This window comes from Sphingomonas sp. Leaf198 (genome assembly GCF_001424005.1).
Classification (GTDB): Bacteria; Pseudomonadota; Alphaproteobacteria; order Sphingomonadales; family Sphingomonadaceae; genus Sphingomonas.
Genome location: NZ_LMPX01000002.1, coordinates 1210263 through 1232793, shown reverse-complemented (window position 1 = coordinate 1232793; position 22531 = coordinate 1210263). Strand labels below are relative to the sequence as shown.

Here is a 22531-nt window from a genome sequence, read left to right as displayed (position 1 = left end):
GTCAGGCTCATAACCTGAAGGTCACAGGTTCAAATCCTGTCCCCGCAACCATCTTCGACGACACTCCTAGCCCCGTTGCGCAAGCTCCGGGGCTGTCGTCGTTTCTGGCCTCTTTCCTCTCCCGCGCGCCCAACTATTCGACGATGCATCCGTACACGGGTGTTGGCCAGATTGGTTTCGGCGCGGCTTCTTCATTTGCAGGTCGTGATCGGGCCGTTGACGCACTGGCCCTTACGGTGACCGTTGCAGCGCTGGCGTCCCCTACCGTTGCGAGGAACGGCGCACCGCACCTCCGTACTTCACCCGCCCTGCAAGCAGATGCCTGGGCGGTTTGGCACCGCCGGTTAGCGGATTTCTCGTCTGCTTGAACTTCGTGTCGCGCCTGGCGCGGAGTCCGATGTGTTGAAGCTTCACGCTGCGCTACTGAGCATCGTCGACAAGCAGTCCTTTCCATTCTTTTCATCGTTTCAATTCTGGGTCCAAGTGAGCCGCATGGGCTAACTGTTGATGAGCATTGGGTCATGAATGGAAAATTGGTGTTTGAGCCAGAGAGCGACATTAGTCATGAGACGGCGCGTCATTGGAACAGGTTCAGCTTAGTATGCGCAAACTGCATCCGGTAGCCGCAGGGGTCGCGCAGATGGGCGAGTAAGCAAAGGGAGGCTTTAAGTCCCCAGCCTGCTCCTTGCTTTCGAGTTCCGCCGCGAAGGCCACTGGTGTGCCCAGCCGAGTCAGGAATGCGGCCGCGGGGTGATAATGCGGACGGACAGGGCGGCGAAGGTCTGTCTAATTTCATCGTCTGCTTCAATAGGACAGAATAATGCTGAAATACGATGTGCTAATAGTCGGAGCGGGGCACGGCGGCGCACAGGCTGCGATCGCTCTCCGCCAAGCGAAATTCAGCGGTAGCATCGCAATCGTCGGCGCCGAACCGGACTTGCCTTATGAGCGACCGCCGTTGTCGAAGGATTATCTTTCCAGGGAGAAATCCTTCGAGCGCCTTTTGATTCGTCCGCCAGAATTCTGGGACCAGCGCGAGGTAACAATGCTGCTCGGTCGCGAAGTCGTGTCCGTCAATCCCGCCGAGCATCTGGTCGAGACGGATCGCGAGGAGAAACTTGGCTATGGCATCCTGATCTGGGCGGCTGGGGGCGATGCACGGCGGATTGGCTGCGGGGGTCATGATCTGGCTGGCGTTCATACGCTGCGAACCCGCGCCGATGCGGATCGGATGATTGCCGAGTTGCCGAACGTATCTCGGGCAGTCATTATCGGAGGCGGCTATATCGGGTTGGAGGCGGCAGCGGCACTGTCCAAGCTCGGTAAGCGTGTCGTGGTGATCGAAGCGCTGGATCGCGTCTTGGCGCGGGTCGCGGGCGAACCGCTATCGCGCTTCTTTGAAAACGAACATCGCGCGCACGATGTCGATCTTCGATTGAACACCGCGGTCGACCGCATCGAGGGAGTCGGAACCGTATCCGGCGTGCGGTTGGCAAACAGAGAGGTCGTGTCCGCGCAGATAGTGATCGTCGGCATCGGCATCGTGCCTTCGGTTGGTCTGCTGATCGAGGCTGGCGCTGAAGGAGGAAACGGCGTCGCGGTCGACGCGCAATGCCGCACGAGCCTGGCGGACGTCTTCGCAATTGGCGATTGCGCACTGCACGCGAACCGTTTTGCCGACAATTTACCGATACGGCTTGAATCGGTGCAGAACGCTAACGATCAGGCGACGGTAGTGGCAAAGACGATTGTCGGCAACGGCACTCCCTATGATGCGGTGCCGTGGTTTTGGTCCAATCAATACGACCTTAAACTTCAGACTGTCGGTCTCTCCATGGGATGTGACGACTTGGTCGTGCGTGGCGACATGACGACGCGCAGCTTCTCGATCGTTTATCTGCGCAAAGGTCGCGTTATTGCCCTCGATTGCGTCAACGCAGTGCGCGATTACGTGCAGGGCAAGCGCTTGGTCATGGAAGGATTGGCAATCGATCGCTGCCTGTTGGCCGACACCGCTATTCCACTGAAGGATTCTATCGCTTTGTAATGTAAGGTGTCGCGAGATAAGCCTCGGTGTCGGTCTTGTAGCCAGCTGCATTGGATGACACCAAGCTAAGCTGTATCCCGCGACTGAAGTAGCGCCCCTAAACGCTATGAAGGGTGCCCGCTCTTGGATAAGAGCGCGGCATTTGATAAATGCCTTAAGGAGAAAGGACTATATCGATTCCGGAAGTAAACCGGATGAAGGTGCTGGTGCCTGTCAAGCGCGTGCCTGACTACAACTGGAAGTCCCGCGTGAACGCGGACGGAACAGGCGTCGATCTGGCTTCATCTTGGGCGCGTGTTCGACCTTGCACCCGCTAGATCGTCGGCTGGGCAATCCGCGATCATATACGGACCGAGCCGCCGCTTGCGGCGCTGATGATGACAGCCCAAGGGCAGCGACCAGCGCCCAGTCTCATCTGCCCCCCGGATTGCCGGTTCCAGTGAGGCTCGCGTTTATGTCAATTACCTCGCCGTGATTGGTGCCACATCGTCGATGGGTCGTACCAATAATTGCTCTGATAACACCCCGATGAAAAGCTTATTCCCTACCTGAAGGTCGAACTGATCCATCGATGCCGATGGGCGTCACAGGCAAGGCACGACAGGCGCTGTTCGAATATATCGAAGGCTACACGGCGCCGTATGCATTCAGTTTTCGCGCGTCTCATGCCCGGGCAAGCCGAACGAAGCATGGCGGCTAACTCAAACGTGTTCACCGATCCGGCGACGATCAGGACGGCTGTAAACCTTCCTACTTTCAGCAAGACCGGTCGGTCCATGCTTCTGCTGCGGTCAGAAGGTGTCAGCGGAATCCCGCCAACGAGCATGCGAGCTCCTTCTCGGAAGTGCCCGAGACGTTCGCGGTACCGTCTCGGCTATAGCTATTCCAGTCGGCAGTGTTGTTCGTCAGGTAAACGCGACTGTGCCCGCTTCGACGTGCGGTCAAGCACAGCGATGCAGCAATTTTGTCGCCGGCATTACCTTGCGTTGGTGCAGAGTGAGATGCCGGCATGAACGGTCCGGTCCATCGGCGCTCACTCGCCGCACGGTCGATAATAAGTTCACCGTCTTCCGAAGTGAGCACCATCGTCCATATCAGCGGGGTATGCTTTAGGGTGGGGGCAGCGGTGCCTTGGTTTTGGCGAGGCGTTGATTTGCGTCCTGGGCGAGGTTGTCGCGGTTTTGTTGGAGGGTGTTGGGCGACACGGCTGCAAAGTCGAAGCGGAGTTCGTGCAGGTCCATGCCGGACCGATAGCCGCCGGGCCAGACGCTGGTCAGTTCGAAGCCGCAATGCTGGAAGAACGGCGAGACCTGCGGCGAGGTGTCGACGGTGACGTAGCGCGTGGGTGGCTCGGCTGAGGTGGCGACGTGGAGCAGGCGTTCGAACAGCAGCAGCTTGCCGAGACCGGTGCCGTGATAGGCGCGCGCGGCCATGCCCCAGAAGAGCAACGCCTTGTTGTAATGCTCCCAGATCTCGTAACCGCCGAACGCGCCGGGGACGCCGTCGACGTCGACCACGAATGCCGGACCGTCGGGCTCGTCGAGCGTCTCCTCCAGCCATTCGCGGTCGCCGGCGCCGAAGTATTCGGGGAGGTTCGAGTCGAAGATCGCGAGGACGGCGGCGCGGTCCCTCTCTTCGTAGCGGCGGGTCAGGATTCTGGTCATGGCTGGCTCCACTGCGCGATGGTTTCGATCGCGTCGGGCATGGAACGGCTCCAGCAGCGCGATGTGCCTTCGAACGTTGCAGTCGCGTGGATTGGATCGGTCACGACGGTTTCGATCGACTCGGGGCGGATGCGACGCGGTTCGCCGATGAGCTTCGCGTGCGCTTCCTTGATCGTCCAGCGTCGCAGCCAAGCTTGGGATTGGGCGGGCAGGCGGCGGAGCGCGTCGGCTTCGGTCGGGGTAAGCATATCCCAGAGCGGCGGGTGGTCGTCGATGATCTCGCGGTCGACCGCGATCGGCGCGAGCGCAACGCCGATAAGAGCGTGCACGCCGCGGCTCGACAGGCTGAGATACCAGCCTTTGGGGGCGGCAACGATCGGTGCGCCGGCTGGACTGCGTGTCAGTCGAACATCGACGGACTCGCCGGCGAGTTTGTGGATCAGGGCGGCGGCCAGACGCTGCCGGATCGCGCGCGCATCGTCTTGCCGGCCGGCGGCGTACGGTCCGGTCTCGGCAACGCTCCATGCGACTGGCGACTGACCGTCCCAGACGAGCGCTTCGAGCGGACCGTCGTGCCAGACCGGCGTCACGTCGCGACGGCGATCCGCGCCGGGCTCCCGTCCCAGCTCGTGCCGTCGGGCAAGGTCTCGCCCTTCATCACCACCGATAGGTCGCCGAGCTGCGCGTCGGCACCGATCTCCGCGTCGTACAGCACGATCGCGAGCGAACCGATCGTCGCGCGGTCGCCGACGCGGATCGCGCCGACCTTCATCACGCGGTCCTCGAACAGATGCGTCTGCAAGCCAGCGAAGTCGTTGAGCGCGACGTCGTCGCCGATGTCGACGAGGTCGTGCTCGGTCAGGTCGGTGGTGTCGATGTAGCAGCGCTTGCCGATCCGCGCGCCCATCAGGCGGAGGTACACGCCGATCCACGGCGTGCCGCGGAGTGGTTCGAGCAGGTTGGCGACCGCCAGATTCTCGTAGGTCGCGGTGACGAGTTCGGTACGCCAGACGAACGGGCTCCAGAGCGGCGCGGTGGTGACCTTGTAGCGGCCGACAACGAGCCATTTGAGCGCGAGGACGAATATCCCGCAAGCGAGGCAGAAGCCGACGTACAGGAAGGGGAAGGTCGTCGCGATCAGCAACCCGCCGTTATCGAGATCGTCGAGGTCGCCGACTACCGATAGCAGCAGGCTGAAGAACACGAGGAACGCGGTCAGCGACAAGGTGGTGCGGACCGCCTCGATCGACAGGCGCGTGGCGATCAGCGCGCGCGACGGATTGAACCGCGCGCCTTCGTCGAACATCGTGTTGACCTGTCGTACCGGCAGCTTGATCGCAGGCGAGCCGAACCATGTGCTGCCCGCCTCGGTGGCGAGCGCGGGGTCGCTCGGCGGCTTCGAGAGCACGCCGACGAGCACCTCGTCGCCGATCTGCGTGCCGCTCGGCAGCAGTGCCGAATTGCCGATGAAACTGCGGCGGCCGATCTTGGTATGCGCCAGTTCGATCGTGCCGTGGCCGATCCGCGCCGCGCCGAAGATCACCGAGTCGGCGATGAAGCTCTCCTCGCCGATCTCGACCAGATCCGGCACGATCGCACTGGCGGTCGAGATTTCGGCGCGGCGGCCGACCTTGACGCCGAGCGCACGGTACCACGGCACCACGTACAGCGTCGCGAAAATCGGGTGGAGCAGGCGGAGCGCGAGGTCGTTGATCTGCTGGACGAACCAGTAGCGGACGTAGAACCCGCTGTTCAGCGCATAGACCGCGGGCGCGACGCGACCCAGGATCAGGCGCTTGGCCGCCACCGTCAGCACGCACATCATCACGACATAGGTGACCGCGAGCAGCGGCGCGACCGCGACATAGGCATAGCCGCTGGTCGCCCAGTCGAGCTCGATCAGCGCGATCAGCCCGGGAGCGATCGGCAGGATCGCGACCAGCGGCAGGATCAGCGCGCACAGGAACAGGCCGATCGCCGGGCCGACGTTGCGCGGGGCGGGGGTGGCCGGGCGGCGGGGCGCATCGCCGTCGTGCGCGGCGGGCGAGCCTGCCCAGCGCTGGCCAGCGGGGATCGTCGTGTCGGCGGGCAGCGCGGACAGGTCGTCGAGCATCGCGTCGTCGCCGAGCGCGGCGTTGCGGCCGACCACCGCCATCGACCCGACGAACGCGCCCTTGCCGAGTTTGACCGTGCCGAGACGGAGCAGCCCGCGCTCTACCGAGCTGGTCGACAGCACCGACTGGTCGCTGATGATCGCATCGTCGTCGGCGTGGAGCAGGTCGGCGGTGTCGATGATCCCGGTGCCGATATGGACGCGCTCGCCGATCTTCGCGCCCATCATCCGGTAATAGCCGCGGATCATCGGCGTGCCCGCCAGATACGGCGTCGCGGTGACGCCGATGATACGGCGGACCAGCCACCAGCGGAAATAATAACTGCCCCAGAGCGGGTAATCGCCCGCCTTGAAGCGCCCGACGATCAGCCATTTGAGCGCGATCGACAGGAACATCGACGCGATCGGCACGACCGTGAAGAACAGCCCGCTGAGGATCAGCGCGTCGACCCGCGGCATGTTGCCGGCGAGATGCGTGTAGGCGAGATAGGGCGAGAACCACTGGAGCCCCGCCAGCGTGTAGATCGGCAGCAGCGCGAGCGTCTGCGCGGCGACGCACAGCCGGCGCTTCCACGGTGCGATATGGTGGAAGCTGGTCTCGTCGAGGATCGCGACGGGCGTGGTGCCACCGATCCGGAGCGCGAGCGCGCGGATCGTCGGCGCGGCGTAGACGTCCTCGAGCGACAGCCCTTCAAGCCCGCGCACCTTTCGCGCTGCCGAAACCAAGCGTGCGGCCTTCAGCGAGTGGCCGCCGAGATCCTCGAACAGGTCGTCGAGCACCGATACCGGCTGTGGCGCGAACGCCTCGGCCCAGACGCGGTGCAGACTTTCCTCCATCGGCGTGGCGGGCGCGACTATCTCGCGGTCCGACGTCACGGTGATCTCGGGCTTGACCAGCGCCTTGCGGTCGACCTTTCCCGAGGCAGGGAGCGTCGGCAGGTGCGACAGCAATTGATACCCCGCCGGGCGCATGTAGTTGGGGAGACGCTCGGCGACGCGGGCTTTGAGGCCGACCATGTCGATCTCCTCGGCGGGACGCGCGATCAGGAACGCTGCGAGGAACTCCGAGCCGTCGTCGTCGGTGAACAGCTGGACGACGGTCTGCGCGACGCCCGGCCATTCGCCGATCACCGCCTCGATCTCGGCGAGTTCGACGCGGAAGCCGCGAATCTTGACCTGCGTATCGATGCGGCCGACGAAATCGATGTCGCCTGCCGCGTCGAGCTTCACGAGATCGCCGGAGCGGTAGATGCGTTCTGGGGCACCGGAAGGCCCGTCGAACGGCGTCATGATGAACTTCTCGGCGGTCAGATCGGGGCGGTTGACGTAGCCGACGCCGACGCCGGGACCGCCGATCACGAGTTCGCCTTCCTGGCCGTCGGGGACCGGCTGCATATGCTCGTCGACCACCCAGGCGGTGTAGCCGGGGAGCGGCTTGCCGATCGTGATGCGCTGGCCGGGGAACACCTCGGTCCAGGTCGCGGTGACCGACGTCTCGGTTGGGCCGTAGGTGTTGAGCAGGCGGAGGCCCGGTCGCGCGAGCCGGCGCGGCAGGTCCGCTGGGCACGCTTCGCCGCCCATGTTGAGCAGGCGCAGCGTCGGCACCGGATGCTCGACCAGCGCGATCAGCGAGGGGACGACGTGCCAGATCGTCGTGTTCGCCTCGGCCAACGCGATCGCCACGTCGGGCCCGCTGGTCGCCAGCGCCTCGGTCGCGACCAGCACGACCGCACCGACGAAGAACGCGCTCCACATCGTCTCGACCGACATGTCGAACGCGAGGCTGAACCCGCCGAACACGACGTCGGCTGGGGTCAGATCGAGGATCGCGCTTTCCGAGCGGACCAGGTGGCAGGCGTTGCTGTGCGAGATCATCACGCCCTTGGGGCGGCCGGTCGTGCCCGAGGTGTAGATGATGTAGGCGAGGTCCTGCGGCGTTGTCTGCGTGACGTCGCGGCCGATTGGTTCGGACGGCTCAGCCGCGAGATCGCCCAGCGCCGCGTCGAGCGCGAGCGTTTTCCCCTTCAGGTTGGCGACGCGGCTGGCGACGGTGATCGTCAGCGCGGCTTCGCTGTCCTCGACGATGAAGTCGATGCGATCCTGCGGATAGCCCCAGTCGACCGGCACATAGGCGGCGCCGGCGCGCAGCACGCCGAGGATCGCCATATACTGGTCGAGCCCGCGCGGCAGGCACAGCACGACGCGGTCGCCGCGGCCGATCCCCATCGCGCGCAGGCGGTGCGCGAGCGCGAGGCTGCGCGTGGCGAGGTCGGTATAGCTCCACTCGGTCTTGCGGTCGTATTCCTCGTCCGCGCCGATCAGCCGCAGCGCGGTCGCGTCAGGATGCGCCGCCCGCGTGGCGTCGAAGATTTCGTGCAGCAGCTCGTCGCGCGCGTAGGGTTCGGCCGCTCGCAGCGCCGGCGCGGGGGCGATCGACGCTGTCCTCGCTCTTGGCATTAGCGTGATATCCGAGGCGCTTGGCGAGGTGTCTGGATGCATCGAAGAGCCTTAGCCTATGTCCCGCGCGGTTTGCTATATGTCAGACACGCCGCGGGGCGTGTCGGGTATCCAGGAGGTCCGCTTATCCCGTCGCGGCCGGGACTGCGGCGGGCGCGGGGGGCGGGAGCGCCTCCACCGTGGGCCGCGCGAGCAGATAGCCCTGGCAGAGGTGGACGCCGATCTCCCGCAGCGTCTGCAATTCCGCCGCGGTCTCGATCCCTTCCGCGATACAGCGGATGCCTAGGTCCTCGGCCATGCGGATGACGCTCGCGACGATCGTCCGGCGCGAGGCCGAGCTGTCGATCCCGCGGATCAGCGCCATGTCGATCTTCAGCATGTCGGGACGCAGGTCGGCGAGCAGCCCGAGCCCCGCATAGCCGGCGCCGAAATCGTCGATCGCGGTGGTGAAGCCGCGCGCCTGATACGCCTCGATGATGTGGCGGACATGCGCGACGTCGACCATCTGCTCGTTCTCGGTGAATTCGAACATCAGCCGGCCGGGGTCGAACCCGACGCGGCGGGCTGCCGACAGCGACGCGCGGATGCAGGCGTTCGGCTCGTAGACCGCGTTGGGCATGAAGTTGATCGACAGCTTCGCGTCGCCATCGGCGGCGAAGAGCGACCCCGCGAGTTCGATCGCCTTGACCCGGCACGCCTGGTCGAACTTGTAGATCATGTCGGGCTCGATGCCGGACAATACCTCGCCCGCCGACTGGCCTTCCGTCCCACGGACCAGCGCCTCGTAGGCGAAGATCGACCCGGTCCGGATATCGACGATCGGCTGGAATGCCATCGTGATCGCGGTTCTGAGCGGCGAGCCGGACCGGCATCCCTGGCAGGCGACGAGTGCGGCGACGGGAGTGGCGACGGGGGTTGCGGCCGTGGCATCGGCCGGCGTGATCGGTGAATGCATCATGCCCAGTCTTCCAGTTTTCCCATCGCGTTGCGCGGCAGGGCGGGGCCGAAGCGCCAGTTCTTCGGGCGTTCGGGATCGGTCAGGCGAGGCGTAACCCGCTGATCGATGCGGGCCGCGAGCAGCGCGGTATCCTGATGCTCGGTCGGCACGACGAACGCCTTCAGTCGCCCGTTGACGTGCAGCCGCACCGCGGCGTCGGCGACTCCGTCGATCGACCGCAACACCCGTGCGATGCGCTCCGGCCAAACATTGTGGCCGGCGACCTGGACCGCGCCGTCACGCCGGCCGATCGGCCGCAGCGTGCGTTCGCCGATCCGCTCGATATGGTCGGGCAGGTCGAAACTGCGGCCGGTGCGGTCGACGAGCCGCCAATCGCCATCGCCGTCGGGGAGCAACTGCCAGCGCGGCAGCAGATCGTACGCGGGCGCGGTCGCCGCGGTGGGGGCGTCGCGCAGCGCGATGCCACCGGTTTCCGAGGCGCCATAGATATCGGCCAGTCGCGACAGCCCGGCCGCGAGCAGTCCCGTCGCGACGTCGTCATCGAGCGATCCGCCCGAGCTGACGCCGACGATATCCTCGGGAAACCGACGGATCAGACGCCGCAGCGCCTGCCACTGGTCGGGCACCGCGACGACGAGGTCCCCCGCGGCGAGGCCCAACGGCGTGCCGATCGTGCGTACGACGACCGGTACGCCCAGCGCATCCGGGAGGAGACAGGTCCAGACGATCCCGTACAGATGATGCGCCGGCACCAGCGCGACCACCCGGCGGCGGCCTGCGAACCGGCCTGCGAAAAACGCGGCTTCGTCGAGCAGGTCGGCGACGGCATGGACGCAGGGGCGCGGGTGACCGGTCGACCCCGACGTGACGACCGTCATCCGGCCATTGCCCGAGGCGTGCGCGTGCAGGATCCAGTCGACCCAGGCGCCGACGGTGCGCGGCGGATCGTCGCTCAGCACGCTGTCGTCGAGGTCGAACGCCTCCGCCAGCGCCCCGAGCGCGTCGAGCTGCTCCATGGAATCCAGCCCGAGTCCCGCGTCGTCGATTGGCGTCGAGTCGAGCCAGTCGCCGGGCGCGATTGGCCGGGGATCGGTATCGCGCAGGCGACGCAGCTCGGCAGCGACGACCGCACAGGCGATGCGGTGCGCCCCAGCGCGCTGCAATCGGGGCGCCGTCACGCGGCGCAGGCCTGGCGATGGCAGACCTGATTCCGTCCGGCATGTTTGGCGGCGTAGAGACGCTTGTCGGCGAGCGCGATGAGCGCGTCGATCGACCCGTCGGCCTCGTCCAGCGTCGCGCACCCCAGGCTGGCGGTGACGGTCAAGGGCCCGCTCGTCGTTTCGACCTCGAGCGCGGCGATGGTCGCGCGCATCTGTTCGGCGAGCAGCACCGCCTGGTCCTTGGCGTAGCGCGGCAGGAGGACGCCGAACTCCTCGCCGCCCAACCGCGCGAAGATCCCGCGCGGCGGCAACAGCAGCTTGCAGGCGTCGGCGACGCGGCACAGCAGCGTGTCGCCGACCGGGTGGCCATAGGTATCGTTGACCGTCTTGAAGTGATCGAGATCCATCACGACCAGCGACAGCGACTGCCGCAATTCGCGCCAGTGGGTCAGCTCGCGCTCCATCACCTGGCCGAAATAGCGCCGGTTCGATGCGCCGGTCAGATGGTCGCAGGTCAGCAGCCGGCGCATGTCCTCGGCGGCCTCGCCACCGCGCGGCACGTCGCGCAGGACGACCGAGAAACCGGACGGGCGCAGATCGTCGGGGCCGGACCGGGCGACGACGAGCCGCTGGCACCAATAACGCTCGCCGTCGGCGCGCTGCTGCCACCCCTCCTGCAGATGCCACCCCTCGCGCGTGGCGATCACCAGCTGCTCGTCGAGCCGCAGGTCGCCACCAGGCGCATCGGTATTCAGGATGTCGGTGAGATCGCGGCCGATCACGTCGGCGGCCGGATGCCCGGTCTGGCGCGTGAAGCAGGCATCGGCGGACTCGATCCGGCCGTCCGGGGTGATCGTCAGCGCGGCATAGTCGTTGACGCCGTCGAGCATCGTCGCGAACCAGGTGTTCGCCTGGCGCAGGCGCTCCTCCTGGACGACCTGCTGGCTGATATCCGCCAACGTCGCCATCAGCCGGTTCGGGCCCAGCTTGACCAGCGTACACGCGAGCACCTTGGCCGGCGCGGCGTGCCGACGCGCGCCGAGGTCGACGAAAATGCGGTGACCGTCGCAGATCCGCCCCGTCGCCGGCACAAAGGCGGCGACGATGCTGCGCAACTCCGGCGCGTGCTGTTCGAACGCCGCGAACAGGTTGCCGGGATCGCGCGGCCCCGCGAGCGGCAGCAGATGCTGCATCGCGTGCGGGTTCATCATCCCGATTTCGCCGGTGGCGTCGCATTCGATCAGCCCGACCGGGCAGGCATACAGGAACTCGAGAAGCTGTTCCTCGCTGGACGTGTCGCTCATGATCGCGGTCTTACCGTGCGATGAGGATGTAGCGGCGCGGCGTGCCGGCACTGGCGAGCAGGCGCAGACGCACGCGCGTCGGGCGCATCCGCAAGGTCAGGACATAGGGCACGATCTCGTCGATTTCGGGCTCGTCCTCGAACCGCTGGGCGACCATGAAGTTGTTCATGCACTGCCCGACCGCGTCGAAGAACGGCACGCCGAGGACAGCGGCGGGATCGAGCCCGGCCATCCGCGCTTCGGTCGCGTTGTAGACCTGGACGATCGTGTCCGCGCCTAAGCCGACCACCCCGAACGGCAGGGCATCGCGCGCGTCCGCGCTCATCGCTTCGAGGTCGCGCAGGGCAACCGCTTCAAAACCCGACTCATTTGGCGACACGGCTGTAACTCCCTTACAACGGGCTTATGCCTCCGAGAGCGTTAAGCATCGGCTAAAATGGCGCGCGATCCGGCGGTATCGATCGCGATTCGGCGGGGACTGCCTCGCCGCTATGCCGGCACTATGCGAAGGGTGGAAAACGATCTCGAAATGCTACGGCGCGCGCGATAGCTGGAGGGCCACGGAGGGACGTGTGGCATGGCAGCGTGGCATCGAGACTGGCGGACCGACCTTGGTCTTCGCGGCGCGGGGGTGATCCTGTGCGCGGTGGCGTATCTGGCGATCGCGCAACTGGGGGCGCTGTGCCTGCCGTTACGCGGTGGCGAAATCCTCGCGCATGGATCGGCGGTGTATGGACCGGTGACGTTCGCGCTGGCGACGATCGGGTTCCTCGGCGCCAGCGCGGGCAGCGTCCTTGTCCTGTGCGGCACGCATATCTTCGACGAAATCGTCATCAGCGCGCGGTGGCGGGCCAGCCGCATGCCGCACGATCGAGCCGGCGAGTCATGCAACTCGGATCAGGTTTATGAGGATCCGGTCTGAAGGCTGCGTCGAACGCGCGACCATCCGATTTCGACTTATGAGGCGCGCGTACGGGCAGATGGGCCAAGTCCTACTCGGTAAGGCGCGCGCCGACGGCGGCGAACAGGGTCCCAGAAACCCAGAATCAGTGAGGCCCTCTCGGTTTTAACGACGTAGGCAGCGATAGCCGATCTCGCGCTGCCGCCGCCTTTCCCGCAGCGGGTCAAGAATTAGGACGGCCGATCAACGGCGCCCAAAGGTGAGATTGGGAGAGGATAGCGGACTGGCGGCTTTCCGCCGGAAGCACGGCTTATTGACTATCTAAATTAGGAGCGACCTCGCCGCAGATGGATGAGCAGCCAAACCGCTGCAATATTGATTCCAGCCGCTCCTAGCGTGATCCACAGCAAACTCAGGTTGCGCTCGTGGTCTGTGGGGCAGGTAAGCCCGCCGCCAGGAAGGCAGTCACCCATAATTGGACCAAGCAGGATCATCGCAGCAAACAGCCAGATCGCGACTGTCAGAACCACCACTGAACCCAAATAGCTTCGTGTTGGCATCAGACCTCCGATAGCAAGGATGGACCATTTCGAATGGCCGGGATGGGAAGGAGAGCTGCCATTCCGCACTAGACGATGCTGGTGATTAGCTGCCGCGCTTACTGCGGCGCAGCTTGTTCATTCCCGATGAAGCCCATCTTAAAACCGGTAGCCCACGTGACGTTCAAAAGGCACGCCAGCGGCCCGTCTTCTATGGGAGCATTAGTCGCACGATGCATCGCCCACGCTGGGCTAAGCGCGTGAGGGCCATAGCGGGATTGAACTGCGCCATCCGCGCCGCATAGCTTCTCAACCTTGCGGCCGAATGCTGCGTCATCGGTTACCCCTGGGTCATACTTGGGTAGCCGGTCCAGCAAGTTATGTGCCTTGAGCCACTTTCGGGCCTCCGCTGTCATCAAGGCCGCCGAACGTGCTTCCCTGATCGCGTTGAAGCGCGGCTGCGCAGATGGCGGCAGCTCCACATCGTAAAAGCTCGCCGCCTTGTCGATGCAAGCGAGCTGCTGATCGGGTATCGGCACCGCTTCTGTGACGACAAGCACGTCGGTATCGAGCTCAGCATCGGACCTCACTGACACCGTGCCTATGCCGCAGCCAGCGACGCGCTGGGCTGCGACCTGAGGTGTGATGCGATCATAGGCATTGAGCAGCGATGCCGACATTTGAGCAGCGGCGATCAAGATGAGGTGCGCGTTCATTCACCGACTATGTCTTCAATCGGGCATCGTGAAAAGTCTGCTGAACGTCCGGTATTGGGCGAAAGCGGACCTATGGAGCAGTTTGAACCCATATTGCAGGAACATTGTATTCAGCGGCCCACCGCTCCGCTGCCGCCACGGCGTCGGCAAAGGCACCGTCATTCTCCGGCAGCGAGCCATAGCCGACCCACTCGCCGCTCGGGTTCCATGCAGCACCGGTCCCGAAGAACCGGCCATCGTCCGATGCCTCCACGATCAGCCACGGCTCGTCGTCGCCGCGATCCGGCATCTGCTCGCCGGGCGATAGGTAGATGATCCTTGTCATAACTCGGACAATACCGCGCCTGTCGAACGTCCACAACTGGGCGGTAGCAGACATCGCCGAAATCTATTGGCGGCGTCCGATCACGAACCCAAGTCCGGTCGCCAGCAGCACGGGAATGACAACGGCAATCCAGAGGTCAGCGCCTAGCGCCTTCAAGTCAAGATACATTGCGATGCCCAACACCGGGGCCGCATAGCGCCAGCGGTTAGCGCGAAGGTCTCCCATAAACGTGACACCTCGTCTCTGCACCGTCATTCTCCACGCCATCGCCAACACGCTTGTGCCTTCTCATAACCCGCCAGGCAATGTCCGAGATTAGGCGTTTTTTAACGGCCCGTCATGCCTATGATAGGGAAGCGCTGCTAGCCGATCGCGCTGCTGACCGATCATCAGGACAGCGTCGTGGATGACCAGATGACCGAAGCCCAAGGCGATCTCCTAGGCAGCGTTATCGTGCTTCTCAGCACGGCCCTGCTGCTCGGCGCGGTGCACTTCGCCAGCACCGCCGTGGACAAGCGAAAAGTTCGATGGCTCACAACGCTGAGCGTCATACTGTCGATCGCAGGCGTGGCCATCGTTATCGTTACATGACGACCGCTTTTGGAAGGAAAGCGAACGGTCCGCTTCTGAGAAGCTTGTCAGTCATATGCCCGGTAGGGACGACCACGCCCACGTTCATGAGCGGTCTGGTGAGGTAGCCGTGTTTCAAAGCGTTTAAGCTGTTTTAGATGATCGGGATCGAACCGAACCGCACGTCGCAACCAATATCGATAGGATTTAAGATCACCTCGATTGAAAGCGTCCATAGCGAGGTGTTGTGCGGCATACTCATAGCCGCCCCTATGCGCTCGATAATACAGGCCAGCCCTACTGAACCGATCCGCAACTCGCCCCTCGATAGGGAAAGTATCGGCCAGCGTAACCATCGCCGAGAAGTCGCCATCCAAGGCTAGATGCCATAAGATAGGCTCATACAGGCCGCATCCATGCAGGTCTTTGATCGACCAATACCGCTTCCACAGGGCATCCCGTTTCACAGGGCTTTTTCGCGCAATCATTCGCTCAAACTACACCGCAGGTTTGAGACCGCAATGTTCGCTTCCGAAACACCGAAAATCTACGCTGAATGACATCAAATGGGCGTTTTGACCGGCGCATTGCGAGAGTATGTCGCACCGTACGCAGTAAAAAGGGCGCGTATTTGCGCAGATCACTCACAGTTGCGGCGAAGCGTCTCTCTGCGGCACGAAAACCTAGGCGGCAAGAACCAAGAGCGCACGTTCGTCGCGGTACTTCTCTCCGAGCGTCGCATAGACGGCTGCTTGATCTAAATGGCTTCGCCGCTCTGCATCGGTTTTAGCGCGCGATGCGACAGCTAGCTCAATCTCTGCCAACAGTTCGTAATTGATATTGTGGGGCACAGCAGGTTCCATCGTTCGCGCCAATTTGTAGTGCTGTAGCCACGATCAAATTGCTAAAAAGATGAGGGCGCGAGATCGTTTTTTACATCGATTATGGATATATCGCATCCGCGCGGTCCTGCAGGGGTATCGCCGGGGTACAGCGCCCCTGTAGCACGCCAAGAACACAGCATTCCCGCGGCTTTGGAAGGCTGCGGCGGAGGGGATATCCGCCGTCCGGGAATGTCCGGAATGGGAAGGATAGCGGAAATCAGCCCGGCAGAGCGAATCGACTGATTAGATCGAACAGGCCTGAACTTTCGGCGACTTGCAGCAGCAGAGGTGTCGAAAAGAAAAGCGCTGCCAGCCATGCTGCTAGGCCCGGGCGTTCGACCTTGCCGAGGTGGCGTGCAACGGCACAAGCACCGAAGCCGAAGGCAACAGGAATGGCGGTCAGAAATTTGCGATTGGGCGGCAACACATCGTACAGGTTCCAAGCTATTGCCACACTTAATAAGGCAGAGCACCAAAGCGCGAAGCGGGACAGTCCCAGCCGATCGAGCCATTTGTTTAGCCGGTCCTCTGCTGATCCCGGCTTAGCGATCCATCCCATCGGGGTAGAATGCCGTTCCTTCCCGAAGCAAGCAATGTCCGATTTTGGGCGAAAGCGACATGGATATCCTCATCGTGCGGTCGCTCCGAGCATTGCTGCTTGCGGCAATCAGGTCGGCGTGTCGTTTCGGATCGTAAGGGTGACGTGCTGGATTAGGCGGGGCATAAGCCGCCGCATGACCAGTATGATCGCCGTCGATAGCCCGGTTTCCGCGCCTGCTCCCGCGTCAGTCGCAACGTCGGTCGTCGAGTTCGGCGCGGAATCGGTGAGGGCCCGACCATGGCACGCATGACGAAGACGCGCGTGCGGATCCTGTTGCAGCGGCATGCGCCGAGTGCGCTCGTCTGGCGGCGGCGCGTTGCGATCCTCGGCGGGGCGATCATGATCGGTATCGTCGCGCTCGGGTTCGCGGCGGCGGCGGATCGGGCGGGCGAGGCGTTCACCGACATCGTCGCGCGCTGGTGGTGGGCGCCGCTGCTGATGACGCCCGTGGGCTATGCAGCGATCGCGTGGATCACGCTGCGGGTCGCCCCGGCGGCGCGCGGATCGGGCATCCCGCAGGTCATGGCGGCGACGCGCGATCCCGATCATGCGATGACCGGGCTGGTCTCCGCGAAGACGGTCATCGTCAAGCTGGTGCTGACGATCGGGACGCTGTTCGTCGGCGCCTCGACCGGGCGCGAGGGGCCGACGGTGCAGGTCGCCGCGTCGATCATGGGTTACGCACACCGCGTGATGGCGATCCCATTGCGTGCGTCGGTGTTCATCGCCGGTGGCGCGGCGGGCGTCGCCGCGGCGTTCAACACGCCACTCGCCGGGGTCGCCTTCGCGATCGAGGAACTGGCCGCCGCGTACGAACAGCGGATGACGCTGCTGGTGATGACCGCGGTGCTGATCGCCGGAATGGTCAGCCTCGGGCTGTCGGGGGATTACGTGTATTTCGGCGTGATGCGGCAGACGTTGAACGTGCGCGAGACGCTGCTCGCGGCGCCGGTCGCGGGTATATTGGGGGGCCTGGCGGGGGCGCTGTTCTCGCGGTCGGTGATCGCGACCGGGCGGACTCGACTGGCGCCGGTGGCGTGGCTACGCGCACACCCGACGCTGTTCGCCGGCGGGCTCGGGCTGGTGGTGGCGATCATCGGGGTCGCGAGCGGGCTGACCTGGGGGACCGGATACGGCGCGGCGCGCGGGATCATCACCGGCGGCGACGTGCCACACTGGTTCGGCGCGGCGAAGTTCGTCACGACGCTGGCGACCGCGGTGTCGGGCATGCCGGGCGGGATCTTCGCGCCGTCGCTGTCGGTCGGGGCCGGGATCGGCGACATGCTCCGCAGCATCTTCCCCGATTATCCGCCCGGCGCGATCGTGCTGCTGGGGATGGTCGCGTATTTCACCGGCGTGGTCCGCGCGCCGCTGACCGCAGTGATCATCATCTCCGAGACGACCGCGAGCCGCGGGCTGATGATGCCGCTGGTCGCCTCCGCGCTGATCGCCGACTTCGTCGCGCAGGCGGTGTCGAAGGAGCGGTTGTATCATGTGCTGTCGGCAGGATTTTTGCGCAAGGACGGGGTTGCGGTGGCGGTTGCAGGGCATGAAGGTCCGACTGCTGACCCCGACGATCGCGGGCACTGAGCGCCGCGCCGTCGCGGACCGACAGCGCCGGTTCAGACCGCACGATCTAGGCGCGCATCCGAAGCTCGAAATCTGGAATCACGTCGCGCATGGTCAGGAGTTGGATAGGGCAGGTGGTGGCCTGCGCGGCGCTTTCGCTGATCGGGACGCCGGCGGCGGCTGAACAGGCCGCGGCGCCGGCTACGCAGGCCGCCGCGCCAGTTGTGCAAGGCGCACCGGTCACGCCCACCGCGCCGGGCGTGCAATTGCCGGTCGACGCGGCGATGCAGGACGCGGCGGTCTATGCGCAGCGGTTCGGCGTGCCGCTCGATACCGCGATGCACCGGTTGCGCGCGCAGGCGGAGAGCGTGGCGACGACCGATGCGCTGCGGACGGCGTTCGCGGATCGCTGGGCGGGGATCGCGATCGAGCACCAGCCGGATTATCGGATCGTCGTGCTGCTGACCGGCACCGAGCCCGTGCCCGATCGCACGATCGCGGCGGGCGGGATCGTCGTGCCGATCGTCTTCCGTACCGGCGCGGGCGCGACGCGGGTGGCACTGCTCGCTGCGCTGTCCAAATATCAGGCGACGATCCGCCAGTCGCTGCCGCATCCGCCCGGCATGGGTGTCGACCAGCGGACCGGCGAGCTGGTCGTGGCGATCTCGTCGGGCGATGCCGATCTGAACCGCGACGGCACGCTGCGCGCGCGGATCGCGACGCTGACCGGGGTACCCGTCCGGATCGAGGTGCTCGACCAGCCGGCGACGACGATGGCCGAGCAGATCGGCGGTCCCGCGACTTTGCCCGACTCGACCGTTGGCACCAGCGCGGACGAACCGATCCGGGGTGGCGCGCGCGTTATCGGCACGGTGGACGGCAAGCGTTACGCGTGCACGACCGGGTTCGTCGTGACCGATGGCGCACGCTTCGGCGTGGCGACCGCAGCGCATTGCCCGGACACGCTCGCCTATGTCGATGCGGAACGGCACGAATGGCCGCTCGACTATGTCGGGCAATGGGGGTGGGGCTATCAGGACGTGCAGGTGAACGTCGCGAGGGGTGCGCTCGGGCCATTATTCTATGCCGATACCGCCAAGACGCTGGCGCGCCCGGTCGTCACCTGGCGCTATCGGACGAGCACGCGCGCGGGCGACTTCGTGTGCCATCGCGGCGAGCGGACCGGCTATAGCTGCGCGCTGATCGCGATGGTCGACTTCGCCCCCGCGGGCGACCTGTGCGGCGGCGCGTGCCTGCCGACCTGGGTGGCGGTGGAGGGGCCGACTTGCCGGGGGGGAGACAGCGGCGCACCGGTGTTCGAGGGGACGACCGCACTCGGGATCGTCAAGGGCGGGACGTATGCCAAGAACGGGACGTGCCTGTTCTATTATTACATGTCGACCGACTACCTGCCGCCGGGGTGGACGCTGGTCCATCAGCCCGCGGCGGCGCCTCTCATGGTTCAGCCCTTACCCACGGTCGCCGACACTGCGCGCTGATCGGCGGGGAGCAGCGAGCGCGCGGTCTTGTAGCAATCCTCGACATGCGCGTTGCCGATCAGCTTCATCGCGCCGAAGCTGATCGTCGCGGCGACCGCCGAGCCCGCGAACGGCACGAACTTGGCGATCGAGCCGGCGGCGACCCGCGTCGCGATCCGGCGCAGCAGCGATGCGACGATCCGCTTCGTCACCATCCGGCCGATCATCGTGTTGCCAAGGCTCGACGCCATCACCAGCGCCTGTTGCGCGAGATGCGGCTCGAGCTTCTGCACCTGATCGTGGTCGAGCCCGAAGCGGTTGCTGATCTGCGGCAGCAGCTTGGTCAGCAGGCCGATATCGGCGACCAGATCGGCGCCGGGGATCGGCACCACCGCGGCACCCGCCGAGAGCATCGAGCGCGTCGTGACGAGGCGTTTGCAGTCGTCGCGGACGCGGTCGAGTTCGGCGATGGTGTCGATCATGATGGTATGTTCCTGACAATAGTGGCCCGACAACGCACCGCACCCGTGCTGGTGCCATCGGCGGGCCATCAGAGGGCGATCGGGACTGGTGGTGCGCGCAAAAGCGGGTAGGACCGGCACAAACAACGGCACAAACGAGCGGTGGAGACGGATATGGCTGGGCAGACAACAGGCGTGATCGGCGCGGGGCAGATGGGTGCGGGGATCGCGCAGGTGTCGGCACAGGCGGGGTACCGCGTGCTGCTGGCCGACGTGTCGCTGGACGCGGCCGAGAAAGGGAAGGCGGGGATCGCCAAGGCGCTCGCCCGGCTGGTCGAGAAGGAGAAGATCGCGGGCGAGGCGCGTGATGCGGCGCTCGCGTTGATCGAGCCGGTCGCGAGCGTGGCGGACATGGGCGACTGTGCGATCGTGGTCGAGGCGGCGACCGAGCGCGAGGCCGTCAAGCGGGCGATCTTCGCCGAGGTCGGCAAGGTGCTCGGCCCGGACGCGATCCTGGCATCGAACACGTCGTCGATCCCGATCACACGCCTCGCACAGGCAGCGCCCGATCCGGCCCGGTTCATGGGGGTGCATTTCTTCAATCCCGTGCCGGTGATGCGGCCGATCGAGCTGATCCGCGGCCTCGCGACGTCGGACGCGACGGTGGCGGCGGTCGAGGCATTTGCGGAAAAGCTCGGCAAGCAGGTGGTGCATGCCAACGACGCGCCGGGCTTTATCGTCAACCGCGTGCTGATGCCGATGATCAACGAGGCGTGCTTCGCGCTGGGCGAGGGCGTGGCGAGCGTGCGGGATATCGATCTGGCGTGCCAGCTCGGGCTGAACCATCCGATGGGGCCGCTGACGCTGGCGGACTTCATCGGGCTGGATACGTGCCTCGAGATCACGCGCGTGCTGTTCGAGGGGACGGGCGATCCGAAGTTCCGGCCTGCGCCGGTGCTGGTGAAGTATGTCGAGGCTGGGTGGTTCGGGCGGAAGACCAAGCGCGGGTTCTACGATTATTCGGGCGCGGAGCCTGTGCCTACGCGGTAAGGTGGAGCGCAGCCGCTTCGGTGGGAGCGGCTGCGGTTCGTTGCAGGATCGGGCGTCGTTGCAGGGGCAGATGTGCCGCGAGTCGGGTCGCCGACCGTGCGACTAGGTTCAGCAAAGTCCTGCCGCTGATGGAGCCGAGGGGGATCGGTGAAAATCCCCGTAAGCACTAAAAAACAAAGGATAATTATTTCGACGTCGGGACCGCTGTGTTAGCCCTTTGTACTAGCTCGGGCAAGCCATTACCGTTTGCTTGCCTCAACCCTTAGCGAACACGAATGCGAATATTGCGTCCTCAACATAACGCCTCTGAAACTTTAGGTAAGAAAATAGAGAGAACAGATACACTAAGCTTATTGCCGCATAGCTAAATAGCTGAAATGGTATATTGCTATTGCCGAGCATAAAAAGCCCCTGAGGCGCATCGTGCCCAGATATTCGCAATAATACATAGACCATCTCAAACCAAAGCGACGCCAGTAATATTGTGCATATCGATCGAAATAGCCCCGATATCACGAGATAGTTGTACATTCTGGCGGTTGCACTTGGATTGTTATTCATAACGATAGCTTCTAGTGGCTTAAACCACACCGTATCTACTCTTATTTCTATGGCTAGAACTGGAATGTTGCTCAGCTTGGCGCTTGCAGCAGCAAGAACTTCCCTAGACAACCGCGTTCTATAAAATCCAAAAAATCCTAATACAAGGATGCCAAAATATGATGGCAAAGCGGGAAGATGCGTTAAACATCTAATCGAACTACTAAGCCAAGTTGCCCTTGAGAAGTTTTTAATTACGTTGCTTTTAAGTTGCCCGCGAATTACCTGAGTCAGACTGGTGTTTCTTATCTTCGTACCCAGTATAACGATCGTGCTGGCCTTACCGAAGAAGCTATCCATTAGTTTCTCTATAAGCTGACTACCAACGTAGGCGATTATATGCCCGAGAATATAAACCGAAAATAGCACCGTTAAGGTAGTTACCAGCGTCGAAACAAACTGCGGCTCTATACCAAAATTGAAGCTTGTTGTATTAGCCCGTAAGCCACCTGTATAGTGGACGATAAACGGAAGCGAAAACAAACCGCATCCGAAGTATACAACTATGTCGTAATTAGCGAATGGAGGCTTAACCAAGTCCTTGACGGATTCTATTCCTGACATGCCACCCCCTACAGACCTTGCCGCCAATTACTTTGGCCCAGTCCTATCAGGTGGTATTTGAATGCAAAACTTAACCAGTCAATCGCTTACCCGCCTACGGCCGAAAAATGGTAAGGATATGCGAGAGGGCAATTCAGACAAGAGTGAGCCCGGTTTACGCCGTATGCCCGACCCGCCCCTCAGGCGATTATGATACGCCTAGGGCGACCTACATTATCGCGCGTGGTTCTCCATCCCTGCATGACGTGGCACGGTCGCCGAATGATCTGCTTCCGGCTCCGTCCAGAATAACCTAACGAGGGATTGGTCAATGCCCGTGAGGTAATCGCTGGCATCCTCTTGTTCTCCCGCGACGGCGGGAGCCCAGACTGGCTCCCCGCCTTCGCGGGGAAACATGCTGTCGATCCGCGTCTGTCGTACCATTTTCTAACCAGATCGGTTAAGTGGCTTGACATCGTCACGCTCGTTTGGTACATAACAGGAACGCTGCAGAATTGCGGGTCGGGCTGGTTGGTCCGGCGCGACGAGAGCCGGGACGGATGGGGTGGAAGCCTCGGACGTCGCCGGCTT

At 63.9% G+C, this 22531-nt stretch carries 20 protein-coding genes and 1 pseudogene; 8 read left to right on the top strand and 13 right to left on the bottom strand.

What is annotated here, in order from left to right:
* From ASG20_RS19915 to ASG20_RS19455, 3 genes and pseudogenes are all read left to right on the top strand, one after another.
* Positions 1-368: hypothetical protein (locus tag ASG20_RS19915; protein WP_236698770.1), on the top strand; the 368-nt coding region annotated here is incomplete at its 5' end.
* A 452-nt stretch (positions 369-820) separates the two neighbouring features.
* Positions 821-2047, top strand: a complete 1227-nt coding sequence (locus ASG20_RS12505) for an NAD(P)/FAD-dependent oxidoreductase (RefSeq protein ID WP_056052723.1) — start codon at positions 821-823, stop codon at positions 2045-2047.
* Positions 2048-2241: 194 nt separating this feature from the next.
* Positions 2242-2352: pseudogene (locus tag ASG20_RS19455) on the top strand (electron transfer flavoprotein subunit beta/FixA family protein); the annotation flags it as partial.
* A gap of 804 nt (positions 2353-3156) precedes the next feature.
* Here ASG20_RS19455 and ASG20_RS12500 read toward each other — a convergent pair.
* From ASG20_RS12500 to ASG20_RS12470, 7 genes are all read right to left on the bottom strand, one after another.
* The gene (locus tag ASG20_RS12500) at positions 3157-3711 is read right to left on the bottom strand and encodes a GNAT family N-acetyltransferase (RefSeq protein WP_156364290.1); all 555 of its coding nucleotides are present in this window, start codon (positions 3709-3711) and stop codon (positions 3157-3159) included.
* Complete coding sequence (locus tag ASG20_RS12495) at positions 3708-4301, bottom strand: 4'-phosphopantetheinyl transferase family protein (protein WP_056052720.1); 594 nt, start codon at positions 4299-4301, stop codon at positions 3708-3710. Before ASG20_RS12495 ends, ASG20_RS12500 begins: the two co-directional genes overlap by 4 nt.
* The gene (locus ASG20_RS12490; RefSeq protein ID WP_201780723.1) at positions 4298-8281 is read right to left on the bottom strand and encodes a Pls/PosA family non-ribosomal peptide synthetase; all 3984 of its coding nucleotides are present in this window, start codon (positions 8279-8281) and stop codon (positions 4298-4300) included. The genes ASG20_RS12495 and ASG20_RS12490 overlap by 4 nt, the downstream gene beginning before the upstream one ends.
* A 124-nt stretch (positions 8282-8405) precedes the next feature.
* Positions 8406-9239, bottom strand: a complete 834-nt coding sequence (locus ASG20_RS12485) for an EAL domain-containing protein (protein ID WP_443025934.1) — start codon at positions 9237-9239, stop codon at positions 8406-8408.
* Positions 9236-10417, bottom strand: coding sequence for an AMP-binding protein (locus ASG20_RS12480; protein WP_056052711.1), 1182 nt, complete (start codon positions 10415-10417; stop codon positions 9236-9238). Before ASG20_RS12480 ends, ASG20_RS12485 begins: the two co-directional genes overlap by 4 nt.
* Positions 10414-11703, bottom strand: coding sequence for a sensor domain-containing diguanylate cyclase (locus tag ASG20_RS12475; protein WP_056052709.1), 1290 nt, complete (start codon positions 11701-11703; stop codon positions 10414-10416). Before ASG20_RS12475 ends, ASG20_RS12480 begins: the two co-directional genes overlap by 4 nt.
* 10 nt (positions 11704-11713) lie before the next feature.
* Positions 11714-12082 (bottom strand): phosphonate transporter, encoded by a 369-nt coding sequence (locus tag ASG20_RS12470; protein ID WP_236698769.1) that lies wholly within the window; start codon positions 12080-12082, stop codon positions 11714-11716.
* A 198-nt stretch (positions 12083-12280) separates the two neighbouring features.
* Between ASG20_RS12470 and ASG20_RS12465 the strand changes: the two genes are divergently transcribed.
* The gene (locus ASG20_RS12465) at positions 12281-12625 is read left to right on the top strand and encodes a hypothetical protein (RefSeq protein WP_056052706.1); all 345 of its coding nucleotides are present in this window, start codon (positions 12281-12283) and stop codon (positions 12623-12625) included.
* 637 nt (positions 12626-13262) lie between these two features.
* On the opposite strand, the gene ASG20_RS12460 is transcribed toward ASG20_RS12465, so the two are convergent.
* Complete coding sequence (locus ASG20_RS12460) at positions 13263-13859, bottom strand: hypothetical protein (RefSeq protein ID WP_056052703.1); 597 nt, start codon at positions 13857-13859, stop codon at positions 13263-13265.
* A gap of 70 nt (positions 13860-13929) precedes the next feature.
* On the bottom strand, positions 13930-14238 hold the full coding sequence (locus tag ASG20_RS12455; RefSeq protein ID WP_156364288.1) for a hypothetical protein: 309 nt from the start codon (positions 14236-14238) through the stop codon (positions 13930-13932).
* A gap of 348 nt (positions 14239-14586) precedes the next feature.
* On the opposite strand from ASG20_RS12455, the gene ASG20_RS12445 reads away from it, so the two are divergent.
* Positions 14587-14775 (top strand): hypothetical protein, encoded by a 189-nt coding sequence (locus tag ASG20_RS12445; RefSeq protein WP_056052695.1) that lies wholly within the window; start codon positions 14587-14589, stop codon positions 14773-14775.
* A gap of 662 nt (positions 14776-15437) precedes the next feature.
* Here ASG20_RS12445 and ASG20_RS19450 read toward each other — a convergent pair.
* Positions 15438-15605 (bottom strand): hypothetical protein, encoded by a 168-nt coding sequence (locus ASG20_RS19450; protein ID WP_156364286.1) that lies wholly within the window; start codon positions 15603-15605, stop codon positions 15438-15440.
* 250 nt (positions 15606-15855) lie between these two features.
* Positions 15856-16197 (bottom strand): hypothetical protein, encoded by a 342-nt coding sequence (locus ASG20_RS19445; protein WP_156364284.1) that lies wholly within the window; start codon positions 16195-16197, stop codon positions 15856-15858.
* A gap of 279 nt (positions 16198-16476) precedes the next feature.
* Between ASG20_RS19445 and ASG20_RS12440 the strand changes: the two genes are divergently transcribed.
* On the top strand, positions 16477-17829 hold the full coding sequence (locus ASG20_RS12440; protein WP_056052691.1) for a chloride channel protein: 1353 nt from the start codon (positions 16477-16479) through the stop codon (positions 17827-17829).
* Positions 17830-17942: 113 nt separating this feature from the next.
* A complete protein-coding gene (locus ASG20_RS12435) occupies positions 17943-19307 on the top strand; it encodes a S1 family peptidase (protein WP_231420702.1) in 1365 nt (454 codons plus the stop codon).
* Here the strand turns inward: ASG20_RS12435 and ASG20_RS12430 are convergent.
* Entirely contained in the window at positions 19271-19768 is a 498-nt protein-coding gene (locus ASG20_RS12430; RefSeq protein ID WP_056052685.1) for a hypothetical protein, read from the bottom strand. The genes ASG20_RS12435 and ASG20_RS12430 overlap by 37 nt on opposite strands.
* A gap of 153 nt (positions 19769-19921) precedes the next feature.
* On the opposite strand from ASG20_RS12430, the gene ASG20_RS12425 reads away from it, so the two are divergent.
* Positions 19922-20797 (top strand): 3-hydroxyacyl-CoA dehydrogenase NAD-binding domain-containing protein, encoded by an 876-nt coding sequence (locus ASG20_RS12425; RefSeq protein WP_056052682.1) that lies wholly within the window; start codon positions 19922-19924, stop codon positions 20795-20797.
* 255 nt (positions 20798-21052) lie between these two features.
* Here ASG20_RS12425 and ASG20_RS19440 read toward each other — a convergent pair whose 3' ends face one another.
* The gene (locus ASG20_RS19440; protein WP_156364282.1) at positions 21053-21961 is read right to left on the bottom strand and encodes a hypothetical protein; all 909 of its coding nucleotides are present in this window, start codon (positions 21959-21961) and stop codon (positions 21053-21055) included.
* Positions 21962-22531 lie beyond the last annotated feature (570 nt).

What these genes read in the sequence shown, in the direction of transcription:
- ASG20_RS12505 (WP_056052723.1), top strand. Translation starts at nt 821, where the DNA reads ATGCTGAAATACGATGTGCTAATAGTCGGAGCGGGGCACGGCGGCGCA.
- ASG20_RS12500 (WP_156364290.1), bottom strand. Translation starts at nt 3,711, where the DNA reads ATGACCAGAATCCTGACCCGCCGCTACGAAGAGAGGGACCGCGCCGCC.
- ASG20_RS12490 (WP_201780723.1), bottom strand. Translation starts at nt 8,281, where the DNA reads ATGCCAAGAGCGAGGACAGCGTCGATCGCCCCCGCGCCGGCGCTGCGA.
- ASG20_RS12485 (WP_443025934.1), bottom strand. Translation starts at nt 9,239, where the DNA reads ATGATGCATTCACCGATCACGCCGGCCGATGCCACGGCCGCAACCCCC.
- ASG20_RS12475 (WP_056052709.1), bottom strand. Translation starts at nt 11,703, where the DNA reads ATGAGCGACACGTCCAGCGAGGAACAGCTTCTCGAGTTCCTGTATGCC.
- ASG20_RS12465 (WP_056052706.1), top strand. Translation starts at nt 12,281, where the DNA reads ATGGCAGCGTGGCATCGAGACTGGCGGACCGACCTTGGTCTTCGCGGC.
- ASG20_RS12460 (WP_056052703.1), bottom strand. Translation starts at nt 13,859, where the DNA reads ATGAACGCGCACCTCATCTTGATCGCCGCTGCTCAAATGTCGGCATCG.
- ASG20_RS12455 (WP_156364288.1), bottom strand. Translation starts at nt 14,238, where the DNA reads ATGTCTGCTACCGCCCAGTTGTGGACGTTCGACAGGCGCGGTATTGTC.
- ASG20_RS19445 (WP_156364284.1), bottom strand. Translation starts at nt 16,197, where the DNA reads ATGGGATGGATCGCTAAGCCGGGATCAGCAGAGGACCGGCTAAACAAA.
- ASG20_RS12440 (WP_056052691.1), top strand. Translation starts at nt 16,477, where the DNA reads ATGGCACGCATGACGAAGACGCGCGTGCGGATCCTGTTGCAGCGGCAT.
- ASG20_RS12430 (WP_056052685.1), bottom strand. Translation starts at nt 19,768, where the DNA reads ATGATCGACACCATCGCCGAACTCGACCGCGTCCGCGACGACTGCAAA.
- ASG20_RS12425 (WP_056052682.1), top strand. Translation starts at nt 19,922, where the DNA reads ATGGCTGGGCAGACAACAGGCGTGATCGGCGCGGGGCAGATGGGTGCG.
- ASG20_RS19440 (WP_156364282.1), bottom strand. Translation starts at nt 21,961, where the DNA reads ATGTCAGGAATAGAATCCGTCAAGGACTTGGTTAAGCCTCCATTCGCT.